Source organism: Microvirga sp. VF16, from assembly GCF_016864375.1.
Lineage (GTDB): Bacteria > Pseudomonadota > Alphaproteobacteria > Rhizobiales > Beijerinckiaceae > Microvirga.
On sequence record NZ_CP069356.1, the window covers coordinates 546067 to 571067 of the forward strand.

At 64.1% G+C, this 25001-nt stretch carries 19 protein-coding genes and 1 pseudogene; 10 read left to right on the forward strand and 10 right to left on the reverse strand.

Annotation, left to right across the window (positions count from 1 at the left end):
- The first annotated feature begins 10 nt into the window (after positions 1 to 10).
- The 4 genes from JO965_RS34905 (at position 11) to JO965_RS34920 (ending at position 5930) form a co-directional block, all read left to right on the forward strand.
- Positions 11 to 2692 carry a sensor histidine kinase KdpD gene (locus tag JO965_RS34905; RefSeq protein ID WP_203446539.1) on the forward strand — a complete coding sequence of 894 codons (2682 nt, stop codon included), beginning with the start codon at positions 11 to 13 and terminating at the stop codon, positions 2690 to 2692.
- Positions 2689 to 3381, forward strand: a complete 693-nt coding sequence (locus JO965_RS34910) for a winged helix-turn-helix domain-containing protein (protein ID WP_203446540.1) — start codon at positions 2689 to 2691, stop codon at positions 3379 to 3381. Before JO965_RS34905 ends, JO965_RS34910 begins: the two co-directional genes overlap by 4 nt.
- 245 nt (positions 3382 to 3626) lie before the next feature.
- Positions 3627 to 4010: a hypothetical protein gene (locus JO965_RS34915; RefSeq protein ID WP_203446541.1), complete on the forward strand. Its 384-nt coding sequence runs from the start codon at positions 3627 to 3629 to the stop codon at positions 4008 to 4010.
- Positions 4011 to 5930 carry a potassium transporter Kup gene (locus JO965_RS34920; RefSeq protein ID WP_203446542.1) on the forward strand — a complete coding sequence of 640 codons (1920 nt, stop codon included), beginning with the start codon at positions 4011 to 4013 and terminating at the stop codon, positions 5928 to 5930.
- Positions 5931 to 6357: 427 nt separating this feature from the next.
- On the opposite strand, the gene JO965_RS34925 is transcribed toward JO965_RS34920, so the two are convergent.
- Positions 6358 to 7395: an IS91 family transposase gene (locus JO965_RS34925; RefSeq protein ID WP_371826992.1), complete on the reverse strand. Its 1038-nt coding sequence runs from the start codon at positions 7393 to 7395 to the stop codon at positions 6358 to 6360.
- Between the two features lie 36 nt (positions 7396 to 7431).
- Here JO965_RS34925 and JO965_RS34930 point away from each other — a divergent pair, with 36 nt between their 5' ends.
- On the forward strand, positions 7432 to 8595 hold the full coding sequence (locus JO965_RS34930; RefSeq protein ID WP_203446543.1) for an IS110 family transposase: 1164 nt from the start codon (positions 7432 to 7434) through the stop codon (positions 8593 to 8595).
- Between the two features lie 390 nt (positions 8596 to 8985).
- On the opposite strand, the pseudogene JO965_RS34935 reads toward JO965_RS34930, so the two are convergent.
- The 3 genes and pseudogenes from JO965_RS34935 to JO965_RS34945 form a co-directional block, all read right to left on the reverse strand.
- Positions 8986 to 9180 (reverse strand): annotated as a pseudogene (locus tag JO965_RS34935) (transposase zinc-binding domain-containing protein); the annotation flags it as partial.
- Between the two features lie 11 nt (positions 9181 to 9191).
- Positions 9192 to 10055 (reverse strand): tyrosine-type recombinase/integrase, encoded by an 864-nt coding sequence (locus tag JO965_RS34940; protein WP_203446544.1) that lies wholly within the window; start codon positions 10053 to 10055, stop codon positions 9192 to 9194.
- A gap of 207 nt (positions 10056 to 10262) precedes the next feature.
- The gene (locus JO965_RS34945; RefSeq protein ID WP_203446687.1) at positions 10263 to 11126 is read right to left on the reverse strand and encodes a DMT family transporter; all 864 of its coding nucleotides are present in this window, start codon (positions 11124 to 11126) and stop codon (positions 10263 to 10265) included.
- 208 nt (positions 11127 to 11334) lie between these two features.
- Here JO965_RS34945 and gcvA point away from each other — a divergent pair, with 208 nt between their 5' ends.
- On the forward strand, positions 11335 to 12270 hold the full coding sequence (gene gcvA, locus JO965_RS34950; protein WP_246777178.1) for a transcriptional regulator GcvA: 936 nt from the start codon (positions 11335 to 11337) through the stop codon (positions 12268 to 12270).
- 321 nt (positions 12271 to 12591) lie between these two features.
- On the opposite strand, the gene JO965_RS34955 is transcribed toward gcvA, so the two are convergent.
- From JO965_RS34955 to JO965_RS34980, 6 genes are all read right to left on the reverse strand, one after another.
- The gene (locus JO965_RS34955; protein ID WP_203446545.1) at positions 12592 to 12876 is read right to left on the reverse strand and encodes an aminotransferase class I/II-fold pyridoxal phosphate-dependent enzyme; all 285 of its coding nucleotides are present in this window, start codon (positions 12874 to 12876) and stop codon (positions 12592 to 12594) included.
- 51 nt (positions 12877 to 12927) lie between these two features.
- On the reverse strand, positions 12928 to 13713 hold the full coding sequence (locus tag JO965_RS34960; protein WP_203446688.1) for an SDR family oxidoreductase: 786 nt from the start codon (positions 13711 to 13713) through the stop codon (positions 12928 to 12930).
- A gap of 115 nt (positions 13714 to 13828) precedes the next feature.
- On the reverse strand, positions 13829 to 15130 hold the full coding sequence (gene fabF / locus JO965_RS34965; RefSeq protein WP_203446546.1) for a beta-ketoacyl-ACP synthase II: 1302 nt from the start codon (positions 15128 to 15130) through the stop codon (positions 13829 to 13831).
- A gap of 124 nt (positions 15131 to 15254) precedes the next feature.
- Positions 15255 to 16484 (reverse strand): Bcr/CflA family efflux MFS transporter, encoded by a 1230-nt coding sequence (locus tag JO965_RS34970; RefSeq protein ID WP_203446547.1) that lies wholly within the window; start codon positions 16482 to 16484, stop codon positions 15255 to 15257.
- Positions 16484 to 16975, reverse strand: coding sequence for a PaaI family thioesterase (locus JO965_RS34975; protein WP_246777180.1), 492 nt, complete (start codon positions 16973 to 16975; stop codon positions 16484 to 16486). Before JO965_RS34975 ends, JO965_RS34970 begins: the two co-directional genes overlap by 1 nt.
- The gene (locus JO965_RS34980) at positions 16972 to 17577 is read right to left on the reverse strand and encodes a TetR/AcrR family transcriptional regulator (protein ID WP_203446548.1); all 606 of its coding nucleotides are present in this window, start codon (positions 17575 to 17577) and stop codon (positions 16972 to 16974) included. Before JO965_RS34980 ends, JO965_RS34975 begins: the two co-directional genes overlap by 4 nt.
- An 85-nt stretch (positions 17578 to 17662) precedes the next feature.
- Here JO965_RS34980 and JO965_RS34985 point away from each other — a divergent pair, with 85 nt between their 5' ends.
- The 4 genes from JO965_RS34985 (at position 17663) to JO965_RS35000 (ending at position 23921) form a co-directional block, all read left to right on the forward strand.
- A complete protein-coding gene (locus JO965_RS34985; RefSeq protein ID WP_203446549.1) occupies positions 17663 to 18772 on the forward strand; it encodes an efflux RND transporter periplasmic adaptor subunit in 1110 nt (369 codons plus the stop codon).
- Positions 18772 to 21894 carry an efflux RND transporter permease subunit gene (locus JO965_RS34990; RefSeq protein ID WP_203446550.1) on the forward strand — a complete coding sequence of 1041 codons (3123 nt, stop codon included), beginning with the start codon at positions 18772 to 18774 and terminating at the stop codon, positions 21892 to 21894. Before JO965_RS34985 ends, JO965_RS34990 begins: the two co-directional genes overlap by 1 nt.
- Before the next feature lie 37 nt (positions 21895 to 21931).
- A complete protein-coding gene (locus JO965_RS34995) occupies positions 21932 to 22096 on the forward strand; it encodes a hypothetical protein (RefSeq protein WP_203446551.1) in 165 nt (54 codons plus the stop codon).
- Positions 22097 to 22364: 268 nt separating this feature from the next.
- A complete protein-coding gene (locus JO965_RS35000; protein ID WP_203443549.1) occupies positions 22365 to 23921 on the forward strand; it encodes an ISL3 family transposase in 1557 nt (518 codons plus the stop codon).
- The last annotated feature ends 1080 nt before the right edge of the window (positions 23922 to 25001 follow it).

Genomic DNA, 25001 nt, shown 5'->3' on the forward strand with positions numbered 1-25001 from the left:
TTTCGCTCTGATGGGTCTGACCGAGACGCCCCGGGCATCGCCCGACGCGCTGCTCACCTTGGCCAACCGGGAGGGACGCGGCCGCCTCAAGATCTTTCTTGGGGCGGCTCCCGGCGTTGGAAAGACCTATGCCATGCTCCAGGCCGCCCGAACGGCGCGCGAGGACGGCGCTGACGTGATCATCGGCCTCGTCGAGACGCATGGGCGTCAGGAAACGGAGGAGCTTCTCCAGGGCTTCGAGATCCTGCCTCGTCTCTCCGTTCCCTACCGGGGTCGCATGGTGCAGGAGTTCGACCTCGATGCTGCTCTGAACCGCCACCCAAAGCTTATCCTCGTCGATGAATACGCCCACACGAATGCCCCCGGCAGCCGCCATCCGAAGCGATGGCAGGACATCGAGGAACTGCTGGCGGCAGGCATCGACGTCTGGACGACGCTGAACGTTCAGCATCTCGAAAGCCTCAACGACATCGTTCAGCGGATTACACGGGTGCGCGTTCGCGAAACCGTGCCCGATGCGGTGTTCGATGAGGCGGATGAGTTGGTTCTCGTTGACCTGCCACCGGATGAGCTTCTCAAACGGCTGGCCGAGGGAAAGGTCTATGTTCAGGACACGGCAGCGCGCGCCGTGGACAACTTCTTCCGTCCCAACAACCTCGTGGCCTTGCGGGAGCTGGCGCTGCGCCGCGCCGCCGAGCGCATCGACAGCGATTTGCTTGAGCGGATGCAGGGTGGCGGCGTCGAGGGCCCGTGGGCTGCGGGGGAGCGCATTCTGGTCTGTGTCGGCGCCGACGAGATCTCCCCCGCGGTGGTGCGGCACGCCAAGCGTCTCGCGGATGCGATCGGAGCGCCCTGGCTCGCTGTGACCGTCGAGCGTCCGGGCGAGAGCCTCGGAAACGACCAACGGCATCGCGTGGATGAAACGCTTCAACTCGCCGCGCGGCTGGGCGCTGATGAAACCAAGACGCTGGTGGCCGGCGACATGGTCCAGGAGCTTCTGCGCTTCGCCCGGTTTGAGAACGTCACTCAGATCGTGGTAGGACGATCCCGCGGCGGCTGGTGGTCCGAACTCCTCGGACGCTCGCTGCCGCATCAACTGGTTCATCACGCCGAGGACATCGCCATTCATGTCGTCACCGCCAAGGACGGACAGGTTCGGAGGATGCGGTGGTGGACCCGCAGGCCACGCGTGAACATAGATCGGTCGTGGACGCCCTTCGTGTGGTCGGCCCTTGCTGTCGCCGGAGCGATTGTGGTTGGACGGATGATGACGTCGGCCGTCTCGTTGCCGAACGTCTCCATGATCTTCCTGGTGGCGGTGCTTTTTGCCGCCGTGCGGTTTGGGATCTGGCCCGCCATCGTCAGCTCAATCCTGTCGTTCTTAGGCTACAACTTCTTCTTCATCGATCCCGTCTACACCTTCACGGTTGCCCGCCCGCACGAACTGCTGGCCCTGTTCATCTTCCTCGGCGCAGCCGTTCTGACCTCAGCCCTGGCCGGACGGGCGCGGGAGCAGGCGGCGGCGGCGGTCATTCGGGCCCGGGCGACGCGGCGGCTCTACGAGTTCACCCGCCGGCTCTCGAGCTTCCCCGATGCGAATGCGGTCGCCGAAGGAGCGGTCGTGGAACTGAATGGTTATCTCAACCATCCCGCGGCAATCCTCCTGCCTCAAACTGATACCCTTGAGCTGGTGGCCTCCTGGCCTCCGGAGGATGAACTCGATACGGCCTCTGCCTCGGCCGCGCGCTGGGCCTACGAACGGGATGAGGCCGCCGGCGCGGGTACGGGAACGCTCCCCTCGGCGCGCTGGATTTTTCTGCCGTTGCGTTCGTCCCATGGTCGGGTCGGGGTCCTGGGTGTCGCCCCCAACGGAGCCGCGTTCGATCCGGAGATCCGCACCCTGGTCGAGACGGTGGCGGAGCTGACGGCTGCGGCCCTGGAGCGGGCGCGGTTGACGCGAGAGATCGTGACGGCCAACACGGCCGCCGAAACGGAACGGGTGCGCAACACCCTGCTGGCCTCGATCAGCCATGACTTCCGAACGCCGCTCGCCTCCATTCTTGGCGCGGCGACCGGACTGATCGAGTACGGGCCAAAGCTGCCGGAGCATGCCCGACGGGATCTTCTGGACCAGGTGAAGGATGAGGCGGAGCATCTCGACAGAATGGTCCGCAATCTCCTGTCGATGACCCGTGTCGAGGCTCGAGGGCTCGAGCTACGCAAGGACTGGATCGACATCCGGGAGGCTTTCGACCGCGTCGTGGCTCTGGCCAAGCGAAGAGGGGCAACCCAAGCCCTCCGTCTCAATATCGACCCACAACTGTCCTTCGCTGTGGCCGATCCTTCCCTGCTCGATCAGGCTCTGGCCAACATCGTGGGCAACGCCGTCCGGTACGCGGGGCCGGATGCGCAGGTGGTCCTCGCGGCGCGCCGCGACGGCGATGGCATCATCTTATCTGTGACCGACGACGGTCCGGGTATTCCGCAAAACCTGCTCCCAATCGTCTTCGAGAAGTTCGCGCGAGGCCGGGAACAGGATGGAGACGGAGGCAAGGGAACCGGGCTGGGGTTGGCCATCGCGAAAGGGATCATTGAAGCGCATGGCGGGTCGATTGCCGCGGAAAGTCCTGTCGCGAACGGGCATGGCACCCGTATCTTCATACGGATTCCTCTGGAGGAAAACACGCCATGAGCCATCCGACACGGGTGCTCGTCATCGACGACGAGCCGGCGATCCATCGCTTCCTCCGGCCGGCCCTCGAGGTGAACGAGTACGAAGCCCTGAGCGCCGGCACGGCAGCCGAGGGCTTGAAGCGCATCGCCGCCGATGCTCCTGACGTTGTCGTGCTCGATCTCGGCCTGCCCGACTTGGACGGCAAAGACGTGATCGCCCGGGTGCGCGAATGGTCGGACGTGCCGATCATTGTCCTCTCGGCCCGCGACCGTGAGGCTGAGAAGATCGCTGCCCTTGATCTCGGCGCCGATGATTTCGTGAACAAGCCTTTTGGAATGGGCGAACTCATGGCCAGACTGCGTACCGCGCTACGCCACCGCATGCAGCGCAAGGGCGAGACCCCCGTGGTCAGCGTCGGCGGGCTGGAGATCGATGTCCCCCGGCGTCGGGTCGCATGGCAGGGGACAGAGGTGAACTTGAGCCCGAAGGAGTTCGACCTTCTTGCCTTTCTGGCGGGCCATGCGGGCAAGGTGGTGACCCACAAGCAGATCCTGACCGCCGTCTGGGGCGCCGCCCACGACAACGACACCCAGTACCTGCGCGTCTATGTCGGCCAACTCCGGCAGAAGATCGAGCCCAATCCGTCCGACCCACGCTTTATCCTGACGGAACCGGGCATCGGCTACCGACTGCTGGATACCGTCTAGGCTCCGGCCGGGCCGGCGTCTTTATACGGCCTTTATATCGCGACCCTCACTTCCCAATCGATTTTTTATGCGGCCCTGGCCATGTCTGTTCCGGGAGGTCGGGGCTGGATTGCCGGCCTTGGGGCGCGGGTTGTCCGGTCCCAACTTGTTTGGACAGCCAAGATGTGGTCGAAGCAAAACCAGGAACAAGATCTCCGCTCGCTTCTGTCGCGGATCGAGGGGCCTCCCAGCCGACGGGAGGCCTCGTGACGGAGCTTCTCCACCGCGCGTGTCCTCGGCTCCAGGCAGCGCCCCAGCCCGACGATCTCGTTCGGCGCCTGATCGACGCGGAAGCCTGGGTCGATCTCGGGTTTTGGCTGATCGGCTGTGAGCTGCCGGACTGGGTGATCCACCGCCTGTCCTGTGACGACAGCCGCTGGAACTGTGCGATCGGCGTCCGCGGTCTTGCGATCAACTGGGTCGATGACGTCGCCGAGTTCCAGCACGACAACCCGGCGCTCGCGATCTTTGGTGCTCTCGTGCATGTCCAGATTCTGAAGGCTCAGGGCCGGGCTCCAAGCAACGTCACGGCGTTCAGGCGGATGGAGAGGGCCGGAGCGGCCTCCATCACACATGGGGTGGAGAGGTAAATGACCGCAACGGCTTCCAGCCAGCCCAGCCCCGCGGAGCCAACAGCCCAACCCGCGGCCCCGCACGCATCCGGCTTCTGGACCCTGACGCTGGGCACCCTCGGGATCGTATATGGCGACATCGGTACGAGCCCGCTCTACGCCCTGAAGGAGTCCCTCTCGGCCGCGGCGGCGGGCGGGACCGTCGCGCGCGAGATGGTGTTCGGCATCGTGTCGCTGATCCTGTGGGCGCTGATCTTCATCGTGACGGTGAAGTACGTGCTCTTCATTCTGCGTGCCGATAACAATGGTGAGGGCGGCACGCTCACGCTCATGGCATTGGCGCAAAAAGCCGTGGGGCACAACATCCTCATCATCGCCCTGCTGGGGATGATCGGTGCGGCCCTTTTCTATGGCGACGCCATCATCACCCCGGCCATCTCGGTCCTATCGGCGGTCGAGGGCCTCAAGCTGGTGACGCCCACCTTCGAGCCTTACGTGGTGCCGTTCAGCCTGGTGATCATGATTGGCCTCTTTGCCGTGCAGAGCCACGGCACGGCCCGGGTCGCCGCCTGGTTCGGGCCGATCACCGGCTTATGGTTCGCTCTTATGGCCCTGGGCGGTATCCTTCACATCGCCGACGATCCAGGCATCCTGCAAGCGATCAGCCCGACCTACGGCATCGTCTTCCTGGCCACCCATGGCACGGCTGGCCTTCTCGCCCTCGGCGCCGTCTTCCTGGCTGTCACGGGCGCGGAGGCGCTGTATGCCGATATGGGCCATTTCGGGCGAAGACCGATCCAGGTTGCCTGGCTGGGCTTCGTCCTGCCCTGCTTGGCGCTCAACTATCTCGGCCAGGGCGCCCTGCTCCTGGCTGATCCGACCAAGATCGAGAACCCCTTCTTCCTGCTCTATCCCGAATGGGCGCTGCTCCCGATGGTCGCGATGGCAACCCTCGCCACCATCATCGCCAGCCAGGCGGTGATCACGGGTGCGTTCTCCCTGACCCAGCAGGCGATCCAGCTCGGTCTCCTGCCTCGCATGGAGATCCGGTGGACGTCTGAGACCGAGAAGGGCCAGATCTACGTGCCGCGGGTGAATTGGCTGTTGCTTGCGGCCGTCCTGTTGCTGGTCATCGTGTTCAGGAGCTCGAGCGCCCTGGCGCACGCCTATGGCATTGCCGTCACCGGCACGATGGTGGTCACCGCCGTCACGGCCTTCTTCGTGGTTTGGCGGTTCTGGCAATGGCCAGCGTGGCTCGCGGCCGCCGTCATCGCGCCCTTCCTGGCCGTCGACGCGATCTTCCTGGCGGCGAACGCCCTGAAGATTCCCCAAGGCGGCTGGATGCCACTGCTGGTTGGCGGCCTGCTGGTTATGCTCATGATGACCTGGCGGCGCGGGACACGCATCCTGTTCGAGAAGACCCGCAAGGTCGACGTGCCGCTGCTCGAACTCGTCACCATGCTCCAGAAGAGCCAGCCGCACCGGGTCAAGGGCACTGCCGTGTTCATGACCAGCGATCCCGACACAGCTCCCGCGGCCCTGCTGCACAATCTCAAACACAACAAGATCCTGCACGAGCAGAACGTGGTGCTGACAGTGAGGACCGAGGATGCGCCGCGCGTTGCCGATGACGAGCGCGTTCGGATCGAGCACCTGGGGGACTCGTTCTGGCGCGCGACTATGGCCTTCGGCTACATGGAGGCGCCGAACATCCCGCGCGGACTGGTTCTCCTGCGCAAGCAGGGGTTCAAGTTCGACATCATGACCACGTCGTTCTTCGTGTCCCGCCGCTCGATCCGGCCCTCCGTCCATGGCGGCATGCCGTTCTGGCAGGACAAGCTCTTCATCAGCCTGGCCAAGTCTGCCAGCGACGCGACGGACTTCTTCCAGATCCCGACTGGTCGCGTGGTGGAAGTTGGCACCCAAGTGACGGTATGAGCCCAGCTTGAAGTATTGTGATCCCCGGCAGCAGACCAAGGAAGGTCTCAGAAAGGTCTGCAGTGTTAAGGCTTGAGTGTTAAGGCTTGTTGGATGCCTGCCGCGGCGGAACGGAGCCGCGGCACGAGCGGCAGGCGTTCGATAAGCCTCAAAGGAGGAAACCGCGGAACACCGTGCTGACGCTGCGGATGTTATGGGGATTGTGGCGTCGGCATCGGGTGTTGAGCAACCATCACTGACCGGATCCGGTGTGGGTGAACTCGCTGTGAAGGCCGCCGCGAGCCCGGCCGATGAAACTCTTGGAGTGCCAACTGCACGGATGGGGATGCATCGTGATCACCGCACGGGGCAAAACAGCGAGCGCCCGAGCATCGGATTCAGCACCCGTCATCAGAAGCATGAGGGTCACGGGCGGGCAGGCGAGCGGTCATGAGGTGTCGATCCGGATGGGGTGAGGGGGCGCAGAACGCGATGCACATCCGCGGGCGAACCGCTCGATGATGATCATGCGACCGCCGCAGCACGGGCAACACCGCGACGGCGCGATCAAGGCGTCGGGTACAGGAGCATCGGCCAGGGGCTTCCCGACCACCGCCAGCAGCGCACGCGCACGAGCGAGGTTTTCCTGACGCACGCCATTGCCGAACAGCCCGTAATGGCGGATGCGATGAAAGCCGTCAGGCAGCACGTGCAGCAGAAAGCGACGGATGAACTCATCGACGCTCAGCCGCATCACCTTGGAGCGCTGACGTTCCTTGGCCCGATAATCCTTCCAGCGGAAGGTGACCCCATCCGCATCGCAGGCGATCAGCCGGCTGTTGGAGATCGCCACGCGGTGCGTGTAGCGCGCCAGATAGGCCAGCACCGCGGCGGGCCCGCTGAACGGGCGCTTGCAGTAGACCACCCATTCGATCCGCCGCAGCGCCGCCAGCCAGGCGTTGAACGCCTTCGGCTGGGCCAGATGCGTCTGAGTTCCGAAGAAGCCCAGGCGCCCGGTCGCCTGGGCGCGGGACAGCCCGTCCAGGAACAGGCGTCGGAACAGCCGCGAGAGCACCCGCACCGGCAGAAGGAAGCCCGGCCGGCCCGCGATCCATCGGCTCCCATCCAAGGCGATGCCGCCGCTGGGCACGATCACGTGCACATGCGGATGATGCGTCAGGGCCGAGCCCCAGGTGTGCAGCACCGCCGTCAAGCCGATGCGCGCGCCCAGATGCTTGGGATCGGCCGCCAGGGTGAGCAGGGTCTGGGCGGCGACCTTGAACAGCAGATCATAGACCACCGCCTTGTTGGACCAGGCGAGATCGGCGATCGCGGCCGGCAGCGTGAACACCACGTGGAAGTAGGGCACGGGCAGCAGCTCGGCTTCGCGATCAGCGAGCCAGTCCCGGGCCGCCGCGCCCTGGCATTTTGGGCAGTGCCGGTTGCGGCAGAAGCTATGGGGAGAGCGGCCCGGGCGTGAAATAATGTCTCCGGTGCTCGATGAAACGGAAGGATGTGCCCCATGAGTCAAGTCAGTGATCTAAGCCGTTCCCTTGCTCCCTTTGATCAAAATACTACCCTGACGGTGGTCGTTGAGCTGAGCGAGGCCAGTTGGCTCGTCGCTGGGTTGATTCCAGGCATTGAGCGCCAACCCGTGAAGAAGCAGGAGCCGGACCCGGTTGCGCTGCTGCGGCTGCTGGAGCGCTGGCGGTTGGAGGCGATCAAGGCGGGCAAGATGATTGGACAGATTGCCCTCGCCTTTGAGGCGGGACGGGACGGGTTTTGGCTGGCGCGGTGGCTGCAGGCGCGCGACATCACAGCGCACGTGGTCCATTCGACGAGCGTCGCGGTGTCACGCGAGCATCGTCGCGCGAAGACCGATCGGCTGGATACGGCGATGCTGATGCGCGTGTTCGTGGGATGGCTGCGTGGCGAGCGCGGACACTGCCGGATGGTGGCGATCCCAACGCTCGAGCAAGAGGACGCCAAGCGCCCGAGCCGTGAACGGGAAAGCCTGGTCGGCGAGCGTACACGGATCATCAACCGCATGAAGGCGGCCTTGGCCCGGCTCGGCATCCGCGGGTTCAAACCGGCCTTGCGCAAGGCGCCGCAACGGCTCGCCGCCTTGCGCACGCCGGAGGGTGTTCCGATTCCACCGAACACGCTCGACGAGATCAGACGTGACATGGATCGGCTCGCCGTCGTGCGCGAACAGATCGATGGGATCGAACGGGCCCGCCTTGCGCGCCTGGAAAACGCGCCGGCAGCAGGGCCACACGCTATGGTACGCCTGTTGGCCCGCGTTGTCGGTGTGGGAGTGGAAACTGCGGACATGTTGGTACAGGAGGTGTTGTCCCGAAACCTTCGAGACCGGCGAGCTGTAGCCCGTTATGTTGGCCTCACGGGCTCGCCCGACGAGAGTGGCAAGAGGCGGCGGGAGAAAGGATTGGCCAAGGCAGGCAATCCCCGCGCGCGTCGCGGACTGATCCAACTCGCCTGGCGGTTTTTGAGGTTCCAGAGCGGCAGCGCGCTCGCGCAATGGTACCGGGCGCGGACTGATGGCCCGAAGGGAGCACGCAAGACCACAATGATTGTCGCGCTCGCCCGCAAGCTCCTGATTGCGCTTTGGCGCATGGTCACCATTGGCGACATCCCGGCGGGCGTCGCGCTACGGCCGACGATCTGAACACGCGACAGGGTTGTTGCGCGACGGATCGCCTGTCGCGACGAACCCAGGCGTAGCGATTCGAGGTGGCGGTGACCCGAACAATTCCATGGCTCCAATGCCGTCGGCAGAATGGGCCCGCCGCCTCGGAGCCTTGCTGCTGAAGCCATTGACTGCTTCATGGTCAGGGTCCCGAGCGGACCCAACCGAATACAAGGTCGCGGCGCGATGCTTTGCGCCCCGAGGCAGGCTCCCCTCGCATTGCTCGCCCTGTTCCTGATCCGGGTTCACGCCCGCCTCACCCTCGCGGTCGACTGCCTTACTTCTGGCCTCGGTGCCGGCAGTCGAGAGACTCAAGGAAAAAGATGCTGAGAACCGCACCACCGACTTGACAGAAAAATCCCCATACAAGGAATTGTAGGCGATCTGCGTCTGGGCACAGGTCTCACAGCGCTCCACATGACCGCCGAGCGCGGCCGTGCGGCAGGCCTCGATGGCGCTCATCACCTTGATCTGGCCGAGGCTGAGATGGCCGGCATGGGCGGCGCGCCAGACAGCCCCGTGGGCGCGGAAGATCTCCGCCACCTCGAGAGCCGGGCGGGGCATGGGGCCCGCCCTCAGGCGGGCGGATCCGCGAGAGGCAGATGATCGAGCGGGCTCATCACGGTGCGGATGATCTGGGTGGCCACGCGGGTGTAGCGGGCGGTGGTGTCGAGCTTGGTGTGGCCGAGCAACACCTGGATGACGCGGATGTCGACGTTCTGCTCGAGCAGATGGGTGGCGAAGCTGTGGCGCAGGGTGTGCAGACTGACGGGCTTGTCGATCTCGGCCAGGCGGGCGGCGGCATGACAGACGCGGTTGAGCTGACGCGGGGTGAGCGGGTTGACCCGGTTCTGGCCGGGAAAGAGCCAGCCCTGCGGCCGGGCCGCCTTCCACCAGGCACGCAGGAGCGCGAGAAGCTGCGGCGAGAGCATGACATAGCGATCCTTGCGGCCCTTGCCCTGCTCGACGCGGATGACCATGCGGGTGGAGTCGATGTCGCTGACCTTGAGGGTGACGACCTCGGAGGCGCGCAAGCCCGCGCCGTAGGCGACACTCAGCGCCGCCTTGGACTTGAGGGTGGGGGCAGCCTCGATCAGGCGGGCAACCTCATCGGGGCTGAGGACCGCCGGCAGCCTGCGCGGCTCGGGCACGAATGGGATCTGCTGCATGACCTCGGGCCTGTGCAGGGTGACCTGGAAGAGGAAGCGCAGGGCCGTGACGGCGTGATTGATGGTGGGCGGGCTGGCGCCGGTCTCGATCAGGAAGAGCTGGTAGCGACGCACGTCCTCGAAGCCGGCCTGGTCGGGGGAGGCGCCGAGGAAGGCGCTGAAGCGGCGGATGGCGCGGATGTAAGCCTGCTGCGTGCGCGGGGCGAAATGGCGGATCGTCATGTCGTCGATCAGGCGCTGACGGAGAGGGCTGACGGACGCGTGGGTCATGGGAGGCTCCTGTCCTGAGGGTGGAGGAAACCTCTCCATTCTCAGGCCGGACACGTCCCGGCGTGACCTCTATGATCGTTCCAGACGCCGACAGAGCCGGCATATCCTACCGCGGTAGCGGTTTAGTCCTTTGACCCGACGGAGACCTCTAGCCGATCTGGAGGCCAAGCGAACTCACCGTCATCTCTGCTCGCATCACGCCAATTCCTAAGGCGCTTCGTCTGCCTTGCTGCGGGAGGTCATGGTCAGAGCCAGACCACCCAGAACCAGGATCACGCCGACGGCAAAGAGCACTCCCATCTCGTCACCAAACATCGCAGATGAAGCGGCGATGCCGAACACCGGCTGGAGGTACTGAACGCTGGCGGCAATCCCAGCCGGGACGGTGCGCAGGATATTCAACCATAGAAACAAACCTGCGACGCTCACCGCGAGCCCGAGATAGACCGCGGCGCCTACGGCCTCAACGGTGAGGTGGACTGGAACGTGCCACATCTCCCAGCCTGTCCAAGGCAGCAGGGCGATGAAGCCAAACAAGGTGCTCCAGGCCGCCACGGTGGCGGTGCCGTACTCGTGGGTGAGCTCAACGCTCCAGACGTAATAGAACGCAATGGCCAGCGCGGAGACCACCATGAGGCCGGCGCCGACCATGGTGGTTGCGGATACGGCACTCGCCCCATCTCCATTGCCCAACGCAACGAGCGCGATCCCGGCGAACGCCGCCAGCAAGCCCAGCTTCTGCCGACCCGGGACAGGCTGCTTGAGGCGGAGTGCCGCGAACACCACGACGAAGACCGGAATGGTGGCAGAGATGATCGTGCCGACTGAGGCTGACGTGCCGGCGACGCCGAAGGCCTGGGCAACCTGGCCCACGCCGATGCCCAGGGCACCGAGGGCGGCGATGCGGGGGAGCGCACGCATCGGCAGCCGCTGCTTGCCGAGGGTAAGGAACAGCAACAACGGCACGGCGATGGCGAACCGCAGAGCCGTTAGGGTCAACGGGGGTAACGTCAGGAGACCAAGCTTCGTGACCGGAATGGACAGCCCCCACATGAGGGCGAGCAGCAACATGGCCGCAAGGCTGCGCACGGACAGGGCCGCGTTGCTGGAAGCAGCAGGGGAAAGAGAGGAGTTGGGGTGTGTGCCCGCTGTGCTCTGGCTCGACATGAACAACTCTGCATGGAGATGACGTGACGTCGCGACTGTCCCGAGTGGTAGGAGCGGGTGGCATGGCTGACAAACCATTTGTTCTCACATAACGTGTGAGCCAAACTCACGCATGCAGGCCCATGTTCGACCGGCTTCCCCTCTGCAAACCCTGCGGGCCTTTGAGGCCACCGGACGCCTGCTGAGCATGACGCGAGCCGCAGAGGAATTGCATGTCACCCACGGGGCGGTGAGCCGGCACATCAAGACCCTTGAAGGCCATCTTGGCGTCGCCTTGTTCCGACGCCTGACCCGCAAAATCGTCCTGACGGACGAAGGCGCCCAATTCCATGAGACGGTCTCCCGCCTGCTGGCGAAACTGACCTGGGAGGCCGAACGTCTCCGGGGGCAGAGGAGCGGAGGGCGCCTGACCATCAGCACGGGCATCTCCTTCGCGAGCAAGTGGCTGGGACCACGCCTGCATCGGCTGATCGCGCGCCATCCCGAACTCGATATCCACCTCGACATCACCGATCCCGATGCCGATCTGAACGACGGGCAGATCGATGCGGCGGTGCGCTACGGCCATGGCCGCTACCCGCACGTCGTTGCGGAGCGGATCCTGGAGGAAACCCTCACGCCGGTGTGCAGCCCGGGCTATCGGGCTGAAATGGGTGGACTGGTGACGGTTGAGAGTCTTGCCGCGTGCAGGTTACTGCATGAAGACCGCTTGCTGCGTGACGACCGCATGCTGGCAAACTGGGAGCTCTGGTTTGCGACGGCGGGAGTGGATGGCGCTCCAAAGGTGCGTGGCCCGATCTACTCTCATGGCAGTATGGCCACCGAGGCAGCCATTCGCGGGGAAGGCGTCGCGCTCGGGCGCAGCGTCCTGGTGGCAGAGGACCTTGCTGCCGGACGGCTGGTGGCCCCGTTCCCGCAGATACGGCTCAAGGCCGAGCGGGGCTATGACCTCGTCTATCGCACCGGCACTCACGACCACCCCAAGGTTCGCGCCGTGCGCGATTGGCTGGCCGACGAGGTCCGACAGTTTCTCGCGGAAGGCGGCTGACGGTTCGTCAGCCTAGCCCAGGTGGGTGATGACTATCCGTATCCCATCGCCAGTGTCGCCTTTTACCTGATGCCCCTGCAACGGAACGTCTCCAACTGGCACTCCTGAGACGTTGGCCGAAGGGCAGCAATCCTCGCGTAACCGGACGCTCCTCAAGGTCCGCGAATTTCACTGCCTGACCCAGAGCGGACTCTAGCCGGTCCGAGACCTACGTGCTTAAAGCACAGTCTCGGCGGAGCTGGCACCGGCACCCGCCCAGAATGCTCTTGCATCCGTGCTCGCATGGGTTCGGGTGACGCGACGGCAATCGACGGCGGGGGCTTACGACGAAGCCTGCCCGATGCACCGGGAGATCATCTGTGCCACCTGATCCAGATCGCCGTCGGTGTGCGCCGCGCTGACCTGCATCCTCAAACGTGCTTCCCCGCGGACCACGACCGGATAGATCATCGCAGGCGCGTAAATGCCCGCCTCGAACAACGCATCCGACACGGCGCGCGTGTTCTCCTCTGCCCCAATGCGCAGGCCAGTGATCGCGCTGTCGCTGGGATAGAAGGGCAAGCCACTGTCCTTAAAGGCCCGCGGCAAACGACGGACGTTCGCCACCAGACAATTAGCGCGCCATTTTTCCAGCGGTGTAGCGTGGGGCCACAGACCCTAAGACCCCATGATCCTTCTCATCGTGGCCCTTTGCATCGATCGTGGCGTCAGACGGTTTGAAAAGGCAGCCATCTTGTTCGGCAGGCCTGCGACCACCATGGCCTTTCCTTGCAAGAGCGCCCGAATACCGCTCGCGGCGACCGGCCGTGGCTTCATGGTGAGGAGACGCAACAAGGCCGAGGCGGTTGCGCCAGCTGCCGCATCGAACCCGGTCGCAGTGTGCCCCGGGCAGAGGGTGGTCACGATCACACCATGCGGGCGGAGCTCGTCATGCAGGGCCTCGCCAAGGGCGAGCACATAAGCCTTGGTCGCCGCATAGGCCGCGTAGCTGGGAACGGCTTGGAAGGCCAGGAGGCTGGCGACGAGAAGGATATATCCAGATCGCCGCGTAGCCATGTCGCGGCCGAAGAGATAGGTCAGCTCGGTGAGCGCCGTGATGTCGAGCTGGATCATATCTACGGTGCGCTCGATCGGGGTTTCCAGAAAATCGCCGTGCAGGCCGTATCCGGCATTGTTCAGCAGGATGTCGATCGCCACCGATCTCGCGTCGAGACTGCTTTTCAGGCGATTGGCCGCGCCGGATGAGGCAAGATCGATCACCTCGACCAGCACATCCACCCCGTATTTGCGGCGAAGATTGGAGGCGAGCTTTTCCATCGACTCCTGCCGGCGGGCCGCCAATACGAGATTGACCTTCTGCGCCGCCAGTAGATCTGCAAATTCAAGGCCGAGGCCACTCGATGCTCCTGTAATCAGCGCCCATTTTCCGGCGAAGCTGCTCATTGTGCCACCGGCTGCGTCAGGAGCGCCCGTTGTCGAGCTGATCGATTGTTTCGACATCGTTCTCTCCGTCAGCCATTGGATGGGTTGGGAAAAACCTGAAGAGGCAAGGCTTCGATCATGGATCTCTCCCGGTGCTCGCGCCGGCCAGCTCGTCCGTCCAGCGTCGGAACAGCGCGCTGGCGTTGACTCCTCCGAAGCCGAAGCCGTTGGAGATCGCGTAGTCCATCTCCCATGGCCGGGCCTGGGTTACGACGAAGTCGATCCCGTCTCCGGCTGGATCGGGAGCGCTCAAGTTGAGTGTCGGCGGTGCCATCTGATCCCTGAGCGCCAGGATTGCGAAGATGGCTCCAAGCCCGCCGGCGGCTCCAAGCAGGTGTCCGGTTGCCGACTTCGTTGCGCTGACAGTGATGGAGGAATCGGTGCCGAAGACCCGTCTGATTGCTTCGATTTCTCCCAGATCGCCGACTGGCGTGGAGGTCGCGTGCGCATTGAGGTGGCGAATCTCACGTGCCGAAATGCCGGCTTGAGCAATCGCGATCTCCATGGCTCTGCCCGCACCATCGCCGTCCTCGGGGCCGGAGGTGACATGATGAGCGTCCGCCGTCGTGCCGTAGCCGACGAGTTCGGCGAGCGGTTTCGCACCGCGCGCAAGCGCATGGCTCAATTCCTCGATGACCAGGATGCCGGCCCCTTCGCCCATGACGAAGCCGTCCCGCGACAGGTCGAAGGGGCGCGAGGCTTGGGCTGGGGTCTCATTGAAGCCGGTGGAAAGCGAGCGCGCCGCGGCGAAGCCACCGAGACTGACGATATTCATGCATGCTTCTGTTCCGCCACACACGGCGATATCGGCTTCGTTTGCACGGATAAGACGAGCGGCATCGCCGATCGCCTGGATGCCGGCCGCGCACGCCGTCACCGGGGCGCCGAGTGGCCCCTTGAAGCCGTAGCGGATCGAGATGTGGCCCGCCGCGAGGTTCACGAGGAAGGACGGTACCGTGAAGGGCGACAGACGGCGGACGCCGCGCTGGTCCACCGTGCGCACCGCCTCGGTGATGGCGGGGAACCCGCCGATGCCCGAAGCGATGATCGTGGCCGTGCGCAAGCGATCCGCTTCCGAGACGGGTGTCCACTTCGCTTGAGCGAGTGCCTCTTGCGTAGCGGCAAGCGCGAAGAGGATGAACCGGTCCACCTTGCGCTGGTCCTTCGGCGCCATGGCGGTGTTCGCATCGAAGCCGGCTTCGGGGTCTTCTTCCAAGGAGGGAACCACGCCGCCGATCTTCGCCGGCAGGTCTCTCACCACATCGTCCGGAAGCCTCCGAATGCCCGAGCAACCGGCCAGGAGACGCGACCAGGACGTTTCGACATCTGCGGCAAGGGGCGTGACCGCACCCATGCCTGTTACAACAATCCGTCGCATCTATCTTCCTCTCGATCTGGGTCCGTGGGCAGCACTGCCGAGCTGTGGCTCGATCCTGTGCGGGGACGCGCTCGCGACTGCCGCTTGCTTCTCCTGCGATACAGAGCGTCGCGCTGAACGTGTTTCATGCTTGCACCTCCGCTTTGGGCTGACGCATTGCGACAGGGACAAAGACCAGAAGGGCAAGCGCCGAACCCGTCGTCAGGATGACTGCAAGGGAAGCAGACGGCTGAAGAGGCAGAATGCTGGCGAACGACGCGCCGATGGCCGCGCAGCCCATCTGCAGGAAACCGAGCAGCGCGGATGCCAGCCCGGCCTGCCTTCCAAACGGATGCAGCGCAATCGCAGTGCCGAGCGGATTGATCAATCCCATGCCGAGCAGATACAGCGCGATGGCCGTGGTGAAGGGGGTGAGGGCCGGCGCGGCGGCGAATGCGAACAGAAAGAGGCTGCCAGCCAGCGCGATGACGAGGCCGATCATGCCAATGGTGCGCTGGCCCCAGCGGTGAGCCAGGCGCGGCGCGAGAAACCCAGCCACGAAGACGATCATAACCGTAGTCGCGAAGGACAATCCGAGCTGAAAGGCGGTAAGGCCCAGCTCACTTATCAGGATGGCGGGCGCCGCCGCGAAGAAGGTGTAGAGCCCGCCGATGACAAGGCTCACTGAAACGGCGGGAAGGAGAAAGCGCGGATCGATGGCCAGGCGGCCATAGGCGGATGCCGCGGCCGAAGCCGCCAGGGACGCCCTGCGGTCGGCCAGATGAATTTCGCCGACGCTCGTCGAATAATGCAGCGCGAGCACCACGCCAAACGCCGCAACGACGAGGAGGGTGATCCGCCAACCAAACAGGCTGTCAAGCGCACTTCCGAGCAGCGGCGAAAAGCCCGGTGCAGCCGCGCCGGCAATCATGGTCAGCGCCAGAGCCCGCGCGAGCGCCTCGCCGTCGAACAGGTCACGTGCGATGGCGCGCGACAGGACCGAGGCGGCGCAAGCCCCGAGCGCCTGGATGACGCGGCCGAGGACCAGAAAGGACAAGGTGTCGGCGAAGGCACAAAGGACACTGCCCGCGGCAAAGACTGCAAGGCCCCCCAGCACCAGCCATTTACGGCCGAAGCGGTCGGAGAGCGGTCCAGCCAGAAGCTGTCCGAACGCGAAGGCAACGAAGAAGCTGCTCCACGTCAGGCCGAGTTCCTGGGAAGAAACGCCGAGGCCGGCGCCAATCCGTGGAAAGGCCGGGAGGATGATGTTGGTGGCGAGCGCGCCGAGCGCAGCCAGACCAGCGAGCAGGAACAGGGTGCCGCCCGTCAGGCGGCGCTGGGAAGGCGCCGGGGTTGCGATCGAAAACGCGGACATCACGGCTTCCTGCCCACCACCAAGCAGCTCGACGTACCGTGCGCGTGGAGCCTACCCTGCGCGTCCTCAATCCTGCCCTCCAGCGTGATGACGGTCCGGCCGCGCGAGACCACATGGCCGATGACGCGCATCTCGCCGGAGTCGACGAAGATTGGGCGGACAAACTTGGCGGTGGTTTCGTGTGACGGACAGGTTTCGCCCGGCGAAAGCGTCGTCTGGGCGGCAAGCGCCATGACGGTGTCGAGCATCGTCATGATCCAGCCGCCGTGAACCGTATTCGTCAGGTTGCAAAAGCGCGGCTCAGGCGTAGCCAGGAGCCCGACTTTGCCCTCCTCCGGAGGAAGCAAGGTGAAAGGGAGCGTCTCCGCCATCGGTGGGCGGCGGATGCTCCCGTCTGCCAGCCTCGCAACGAGCTCAAGCCCGGACCAGCCTGCCAACCCGGAGATAGGAGCAGTGGCGTTGCGCGCTTTGGTTGGAGAATCCATCGTCATGGGCGCGGTCCTTCTTGGGCATCGCCAGCAGACGACTCTGTCAGCACGCTCTCGGCGGCCGCCTGCAGGAACTGCTTCGACAACTGCTCGTCGTTGACGGCGCGAGAGAGGAGCACCGCGCCGACCATTGTCGAAAGAATGGCCATGGCCTTGCCGCTGGGCTCCTCGCCGCCCGGCTCGCCAACCCAAAGGCTGAGCATCTTGAGGTAGTCCCGGACCCCGGCTTCGAATGACGCCTTTACGTCGGCGCCCTGCCTCGCGGCATCCGAGCCGAGCGCGACCACCGGGCAGCCGTCCATCCTCTCTGCGCGATGCCCCGTGCTGAGATAGAACCCGACCACGGCGCCAAGCGGGTCCTGCGGATTAGCCTCGGCGGCAGCGGACCACCGGCGGGAGGCACTCTCCAACGCCCGTCTGGACGCCTGCGCCGCCAGGTCGTCCTTCGACGCGAACTGCTTGTAAAACGCGCCTTGGGTCAGCCCGGCACTCTCCATCAGGTCCTTGAGGCCGATGCCGTCAAAGCCGTGTTCCCGAAAGAGGTGGCTGGCCACATCGATCACGGTTTGGCGGTTTTTCTCAGCCTGAACGCGACTCACGCGCATCGCCGTTCTCCTTTTTTAGATTGCATTCGTAATCTATATCCGATATAGAGTGCGAACGCAATCTAATTTTATCGAGGCGACGGGCATGAAGAAGAAACCAGCTATCGCGTTGGGGGGCCTCCTGATCGCAGTGTCCGGGGCGGCCGCAGTCTTCACCCTTTCCTTTCGCACGCAGCAAGCCTCTGCCGTGAGCGACCCAAGGCAGGAACCACCGATCGTCAGACTGGTGATCGCAGCGCGGGTGACCGGATCCGAACGCAGTTTCACAGGCATCATAGGAGCGAGGGTGCAGAGCAATCTCGGTTTTCGCGTCGCCGGCAAGATCGTGGAGCGGCTGGTGAATGTCGGAGAACAGGTCAAGGCTGGTCAGCCGCTGATGCGGATCGACGAAACCGACCTTCGCCTTGCGCTCACGGCGAAGCGCAACGCCGTTGCCGCAGCGCGTGCGTCCGTCGTTCAGACGGATGCGGATGAGCGGCGATACGCCAACTTGGTCAGCAACGGATGGGCTTCCCGACAGCGCTATGAGCAAGCGAAAGCCGCGTCGGATACAGCCGAGGCGCAACTCGCCGCCGCTGAAGCCGAAGCACGGGTCGCCGAGAACGAGGCGACCTACTCGATCCTGGTGGCGGACGCGGACGGAACGGTGGTCGAAACACTTGGCGAGCCGGGGCAAGTGGTCTCGGCCGGACAGCTCGTGGTCCGTCTTGCCCAGGCCGGCCCCCGGGAGGCCGTGGTCGCGCTTCCCGAGACGATCCGGCCGGTGATCGGCTCGGCGGCCGAGGCCCGCATCTATGGAAGCGATGGAATTCGTTACACGGCCCACCTGCGGCAGTTGTCCGATGCCGCCGATCCCCAGACCCGCACCTATGAGGCCCGCTATGTGCTCGACGGTGAGGCCGCGGCAGCACCGCTTGGCGCGACGGTAACCATTCGGTTGGCCAGCCAAGCGGGCCAGCCGGAAGTCCAGGTGCCGCTGGGAGCCGTGCTCGACGACGGCCGCAAGACCGGCGTGTGGGTCTTGGACAGCGCCACCTCGACGGTACGCTTTCAGCCCGTCAAGCTTGTTCGGGTGAGCGGCGAAACCGCCGTGATCTCCGGACTGAGCTCTGGTGATCCGATCGTTTCGCTCGGCGCTCATCTCCTGCAGGAGGGCGCTCACGTCAGGACTGCGTTGGAAAGCAGGAGCAACTGATGAGCCTCAATCTCTCCGCTCTCGCCGTTCGCGAACGGGCCGTCACCCTGTTCTCGATCCTCTTGCTGGTGGCCGCCGGCGCTTACGCCTTCGTCATGCTCGGCCGGGCTGAGGATCCGAGCTTCACCATCAAGAACTTGACGGTCACGGCGGCGCGGCCGGGCGCGACGGCGCGCGAAATGCAGGATCTCGTCGCCGAACCGCTCGAGAAGCGGCTCCAGGAGTTGGCTTGGTACGACCGGGTTGAGACGACCACGCGCCCGGGCTTTGCGCTCATGACGCTTACGCTGAAGGACAGCACGCCGCCATCGGAGGTCCAAGAGGAGTTCTACCAAGCGCGCAAGAAGCTCGGGGATGAAGCCCGCAACCTGCCGTCCGGCGTCTTCGGCCCCTTCGTCAATGACGAATACTCGGACGTGAGCTTCGCCCTCTATGCGCTCAAGGCCAAGGGCATGCCGATGCGTGAGCTGGCCAGGCAAGCCGAGGTGATCCGTCAGGACCTCCTGCACGTGCCCGGTGTCAAGAAGATCAACATCCTTGGGGAACGTCCCGAACAGATCTTCGTCGAGTTCTCCTTCGCGAAGCTGGCAACCCTCGGCGTATCAGCACAGGACATCGTCGCCGCCTTGCAGCGGCAGAACAGCATCACACCGGCAGGTTCGATCGACACCCGGGGGCCGCGGGTCTTCATCCGGGTCGACGGCGCCTATGACAGTGTCCAGGCGATCGCCGACACGCCGATCGTCGCTGCGGGGCGGACGCTGAAGCTCGCCGACATCGCCGAGGTCCGCCGCGGCTACGAGGATCCTCCCACCTACCTCATCCGACGTCAGGGTGAGCCCACCATCATGCTCGCGGCGGTGATGCAGGAGGGCTGGGATGGTCTCGCGCTCGGCAAGGCGCTGGAGGACAGGACGGCGGCCATCGCACAAACACTGCCGCTCGGGATGACGCTCGACAAGGTGACCGACCAAGCCGTCAACATCACCTCGGCGGTCGATGAATTCATGATGAAGTTCGCGATGGCGCTCGGCGTGGTGCTGCTGGTGAGCCTGCTCAGCCTGGGCTGGCGCGTCGGCATCGTCGTCGCGGCTGCCGTCCCTCTGACGTTGGCGGTTGTGTTCCTCATCATGCTGGAGACAGGCCGCTTCTTCGACCGCATCACGCTCGGCGCCCTTATCCTGGCGCTTGGTCTTCTCGTGGACGACGCCATCATCGCCATCGAGGTGATGGTGGTGAAAATGGAAGAGGGCATGGACCGCATCAAGGCGGCCGCCTATGCGTGGAGCCACACGGCGGCGCCGATGCTATCGGGAACGCTCGTGACAATCGCCGGGTTCCTGCCGGTAGGCTTCGCACGTTCGACGGCCGGCGAATACGCCGGCAACATCTTCTGGGTCGTGGGATTCGCCCTCATCGTCTCCTGGATCGTCGCGGTGGTCTTCACCCCCTATCTCGGCGTCAAGATGCTGCCCGCGATCAAACCGATCGAGGGCGGTCACCACGCGATCTACGATACACCGAACTATCGGCGTCTGCGAGGGCTGATCACCTTTGCCGTGCGCCACAAGTTTGTCACCTGCGGCATCGTTGGCATCGCCTTCGCGCTTTCCGGTGTCGGCATGGGCGCCGTCAAACAGCAGTTCTTCCCAACCTCCGACCGCCCCGAGGTTCTGGTGGAGGTCCGTCTGCCGGAGGGCACCAGCATCGAGACGACGACCGCTGCGGTCGGGAAACTCGAGCACTGGCTGGACGACCAGCCCGAGGCCAAGATTGTCACGAGCTATGTCGGTCAGGGCGCGCCCCGCTTCTTCTTCGCGATGGCGCCGGAGCTGCCTGATCCTGCCTTCGCCAAGATCGTCGTGCTGACCCCGGACGCTGAGGCGCGCGAGGCGTTGAAGCACCGGCTCCGAGAGGCGGTGTCACAGGGGCTCGCACCCGAGGCCTATGTGCGCGTCACGCAGCTTGTGTTCGGACCCTACACGCCGTTCCCGGTCGAGTTCCGGGTCATGGGACCTGATCCCGCGCAACTGTACGCGATCACTGAAAAAGCCCTCGATACGATGCGGGGCGTCCCGGACGTGCGGCAGGCCAACCGCGATTGGGGCAACCGCACGCCCGTGCTGCGCTTTGTCCCGGATCAGGATCGCCTGAACCTCATCGGCCTCTCGCCGGCGGAGGTGGGCCAGCAGCTCCAGTTCCTCCTCACCGGCATTCCGGTTACGCAGGTCCGCGAGGACATCCGCAATGTCCCCATCGTGGCCCGCAGCGCCGGCGGCGAGCGGCTGGATCCGACCCGTCTGGCGGATTTCTCACTGATGAGCCGGGACGGCCGCCAGATTCCGCTCGACCAGATCGGCCATTCGGAAGTCCGTCTGGAAGAGCCGATCCTGAAGCGCCGCGATCGCACGCCCGTCATCACGATCCGTTCGGACATCAATGAGGCGACCCAGCCTCCAGAGGTTTCCAAGCAGATCATGACGGCGCTTCAGCCGCTGATCGCATCCCTTCCGGTCGGCTATCACATCGATTTGGGTGGATCGATCGAGGAGGCGGCCAAGGCAAACGCCGCGCTGGGCAAAGTCTTCCCGGCCATGATCGCCGTTACGCTGATCGTCATCATGCTGCAGGTGCGATCCTTCTCGGCAATGGCCATGGTGCTGCTGACGGCACCGCTTGGCCTCGTCGGCGTCGTGCCTATGTTGCTCACCTTCAGCCAGCCCTTCGGATTCAACGCCATTCTGGGCCTGATCGGACTGGCGGGCATCCTGATGCGCAATACGCTGATCCTGACCGAACAAATCAAGGAGAACCGCGCTGCCGGTCTTGACGACTATCACGCCGTCATCGAAGCCACGGTGCAACGCACGAGGCCCGTGATCCTGACCGCCCTTGCCGCTGTGCTGGCCTTCATCCCCCTCACGCATTCCGTCTTCTGGGGGTCGATGGCTTACACGCTGATTGGCGGCACGGCGGTCGGCACGGTGCTGATCCTGCTTTTCCTGCCGGCCCTCTATGCGGCGTGGTTCCGGATCAAGCCTGAGGTCGTCGATGAGGAACATGAGGCACTGCACGGCACTGAGCCGCAAAGGCTTCCCGTCCTTGCTGCGGCAGCTGAATAGCGCAGATCTGAGAGTATCCGAAAGACGAGGAAGAAAGATGAACTGGTTTCTGGAGAAGATGCGTCTGTATTCCGAGGCGCTTTCCGGCATAGATGATCCGAGAGGCGAGCACTTACGTAATCTGGAAGCCCAGGTGCGGCGCCTAGAGAGTGAGATTGCTCGTCTTGAGGTCCTCGTCGAGGCGCTTCGGCACCGCGGCTGAAACGGAGATTGCTGCTGTCGGATTGAGATTGCGGGTTTAGGGAAGGACCGCTCATGGCACTTCTCGGAAGCGAACCGAATGTCTGCTTAATCAGGGCACACCGGACGTTCCTGAAGAACAGGGAATTTTGCTGTCTGATCCAACTGGGACCTTCGAGGCCATTCCGTTTCTGTCCTCGTCTGTGTTTCGGCGTGCAATGTTGGCTCTGACTCACTTTTGATGGAGTTGAGCGTCTCGCTGGCCTTGGTTCACGTGGAGAATCAAGGCCATGGGTCAGCATTTGCGAGTCTCGGAGTTGGTGCCGGGCGGTTTTATCGTCGATGAGGTGGCCGAAGCGGATTTCGGCATCCGGATCGGCCTCCGAGCATCCAGCGCGGAAAGTTGCTGCCCGGGATGCGGGACAACCTCAACGCGCGTTCACAGCCGCTATACCCGGCAGCTGGCGGATCTGCCGCTTTCCGGCAGGCCGGTCCGTCTCGTCGTTCGGGCACGACGCTTTCATTGCGAGGCGGTTCTGTGCCCGCGCCGCATCTTCACAGAGCGCTTCGACAATGGGGTGCTACTACCGTGGTCTCGGCGCACATCCCGGCTCGATCAGATCATCCACCATCTCGGGCTCGCTTTGGGCGGCCGGCCCGCGGCACGCTTTGCACAAAGACTGATGCTGCCGGCGAGCAACGACACGCTGCTCCGGGTGATCAGAAGGCGAGGCCGACCGCCCTTCATCCCGCCCACCGTGATCGGGATCGACGATTGGGCCTGGCGACGCAATCAGCGCTATGGAACGTTGATCTGCGATCTGGAACGGCGCCAGACCATTGCTCTGTTGCCTGACCGGGAGCCGGCAACGACGCAGGCGTGGCTTACAGCCCAGCCTCAGATCAACATTGTCGCTCGAGACCGGGGCGGCGGCTATGCTCTGGCCGCCGCCAAGGCCCTGCCAGCAGCGATGCAGGTCGCTGATCGCTGGCACCTGATGGAAAATGCGAGCCAGGCATTCATCGACGCCGTTCGCAAATCCATGCGCCAGCTCCGTGCTGTCGTTGGCGCGGCGACAATCGCCCCGGATCTGCTCACCGCTGCCGAGCGCATCCAGTATGAAGGATACCTTCGTCGCGAAGAGACCAACGCGGCTATTCTCGAACTCGCAAAGGCAGAGGTGACGATCAAGGAGATCGTTCGCCGCACCGGATATAGCCGCGGTCTGGTTCGGCGCGTTTTGCGCGGGCAGCGCTCGGATGTCTTCCGCTCCCGAGAGAGTTCGCTTGAACTGTTCCTGCCCTGGCTCGACGCGCAGTGGGCCGCCGGGCAGCGCAATGGTGCCGAACTCTGGCGTCGTCTCGGACACCAGGGGTTCCGTGGCAGTTTGAGGGTCGTCACCGAGTGGGCAACGCGCCGCCGGCGGGCTGAGACGATCGAGGACGGCATCCTGAAGCGGACGCCATCGGCGAGAACCCTCGCACGACTGATGACCATCGCCCGCGACAAGCTCTCCAGGTCCGAAACCGTGCTGGTTGCGGCGATCGAGAGCGGCGTGCCCTCGCTTGTCGAGGCGCGTGAAATCATCGCTGCCTTCCAGGGCATGATCCGCAGGAAGGCTCTGGCTGACCTTGCTCCCTGGCTGGAACGAGCCAATTCGAGCCTCGTGGCGGCGTTCGGCCGCGGCGTGAGAAAGGATCACGCCGCTGTCGCCGCGGCCATAACGTCTTCCTGGTCCAACGGCCAAACTGAGGGCCAGATCACCAAGCTCAAGCTGGTGAAGCGCCAGATGTACGGTCGCGGGAAACTCGATCTGCTCGAGGCGCGCCTCGTCGCGCCGGCATAGCGCCTCACCACCAAAATTGCGTCAGAGCCAACATTGCACGCCGAAACACACTTCGGCAGACCTTCGGTGGCAATTCGCTGACGCAACTCCTGTAAGGTCTTTTCAGGGTCGTCGGGCATGGCTAATCCCGCAGCCGGAAGAGCACGGAATCGCTATCAGCGCGAAAGGGCAGGGAAGGTTCCATTCTGTTTCAGTCGTCAGGCCAACGGCTGCGACAAAGATCATCCGGACCAGGACAATGGAACGCCCCGGCGATAGCACCAGTGATTAGGCTGGGCACCACAGCAGCAGATTAGGGGCCGGAACAAGATCTGCTCCCGAACACACGCCGGCATTATAAACCAAAGACAGCTTTTCCTTGGGAACTATGGCTTTGTGCGAGGCTCTGACCTCGTGGTCGGCGGTGGCGAGCATCACTACCATGTCGGACATGGCTAGGGCGTTCCAAGATAAGGACCTCCAAGATAAGGACCATTGATGGCATCTGCTTGCGGCGATGGTCTGGCATAAGGCGGATTTGCCTCACCTTCGGCTATTGCCGCTCCATCACACCGCCGGTGCTTCGGTTCAGGCGGTTGGGCACGAAATGCGTCAAACCAAGATCCGAGAAAGCGATCCCATCTCCAGAATTGCTGTGTTTGGTTTATAATGCCGACACACGCTAACGCAGTACGTAGCAAGAACATGGGTCGATGAACTGACCAAAAGACCCGCGCAATGGCTGAATACAGCTTGGATCTTGATGTTTATGCCGTCATCCAGGCCGAACACCTGGATGGGAAAGCCTACTGCCCGCCAACGGATCGTCCGCAAAAGAGTGCCAGTGTCGGGAAAGGTTCGCCGAAGCCGATTAGCGCAAGAGCTTCAAACGGGTACCAGAGCGACGTGAGGATCATCTGGCTTCAAATAGCGGGTCAGTCCTGAAGGCTCGTCGTGAAGGGTTGCCAATCCGTTCTACCTAATCGTGTCATTGAGAGCAGCTCTTGTTCCGTAAGCGTGGCGTCATGGCCGCCTACCGAAGCGGCGATCAGGATGAGATAAGTGTCCACGAAGATTGAAGCGGACACTTAGGCGGCATGC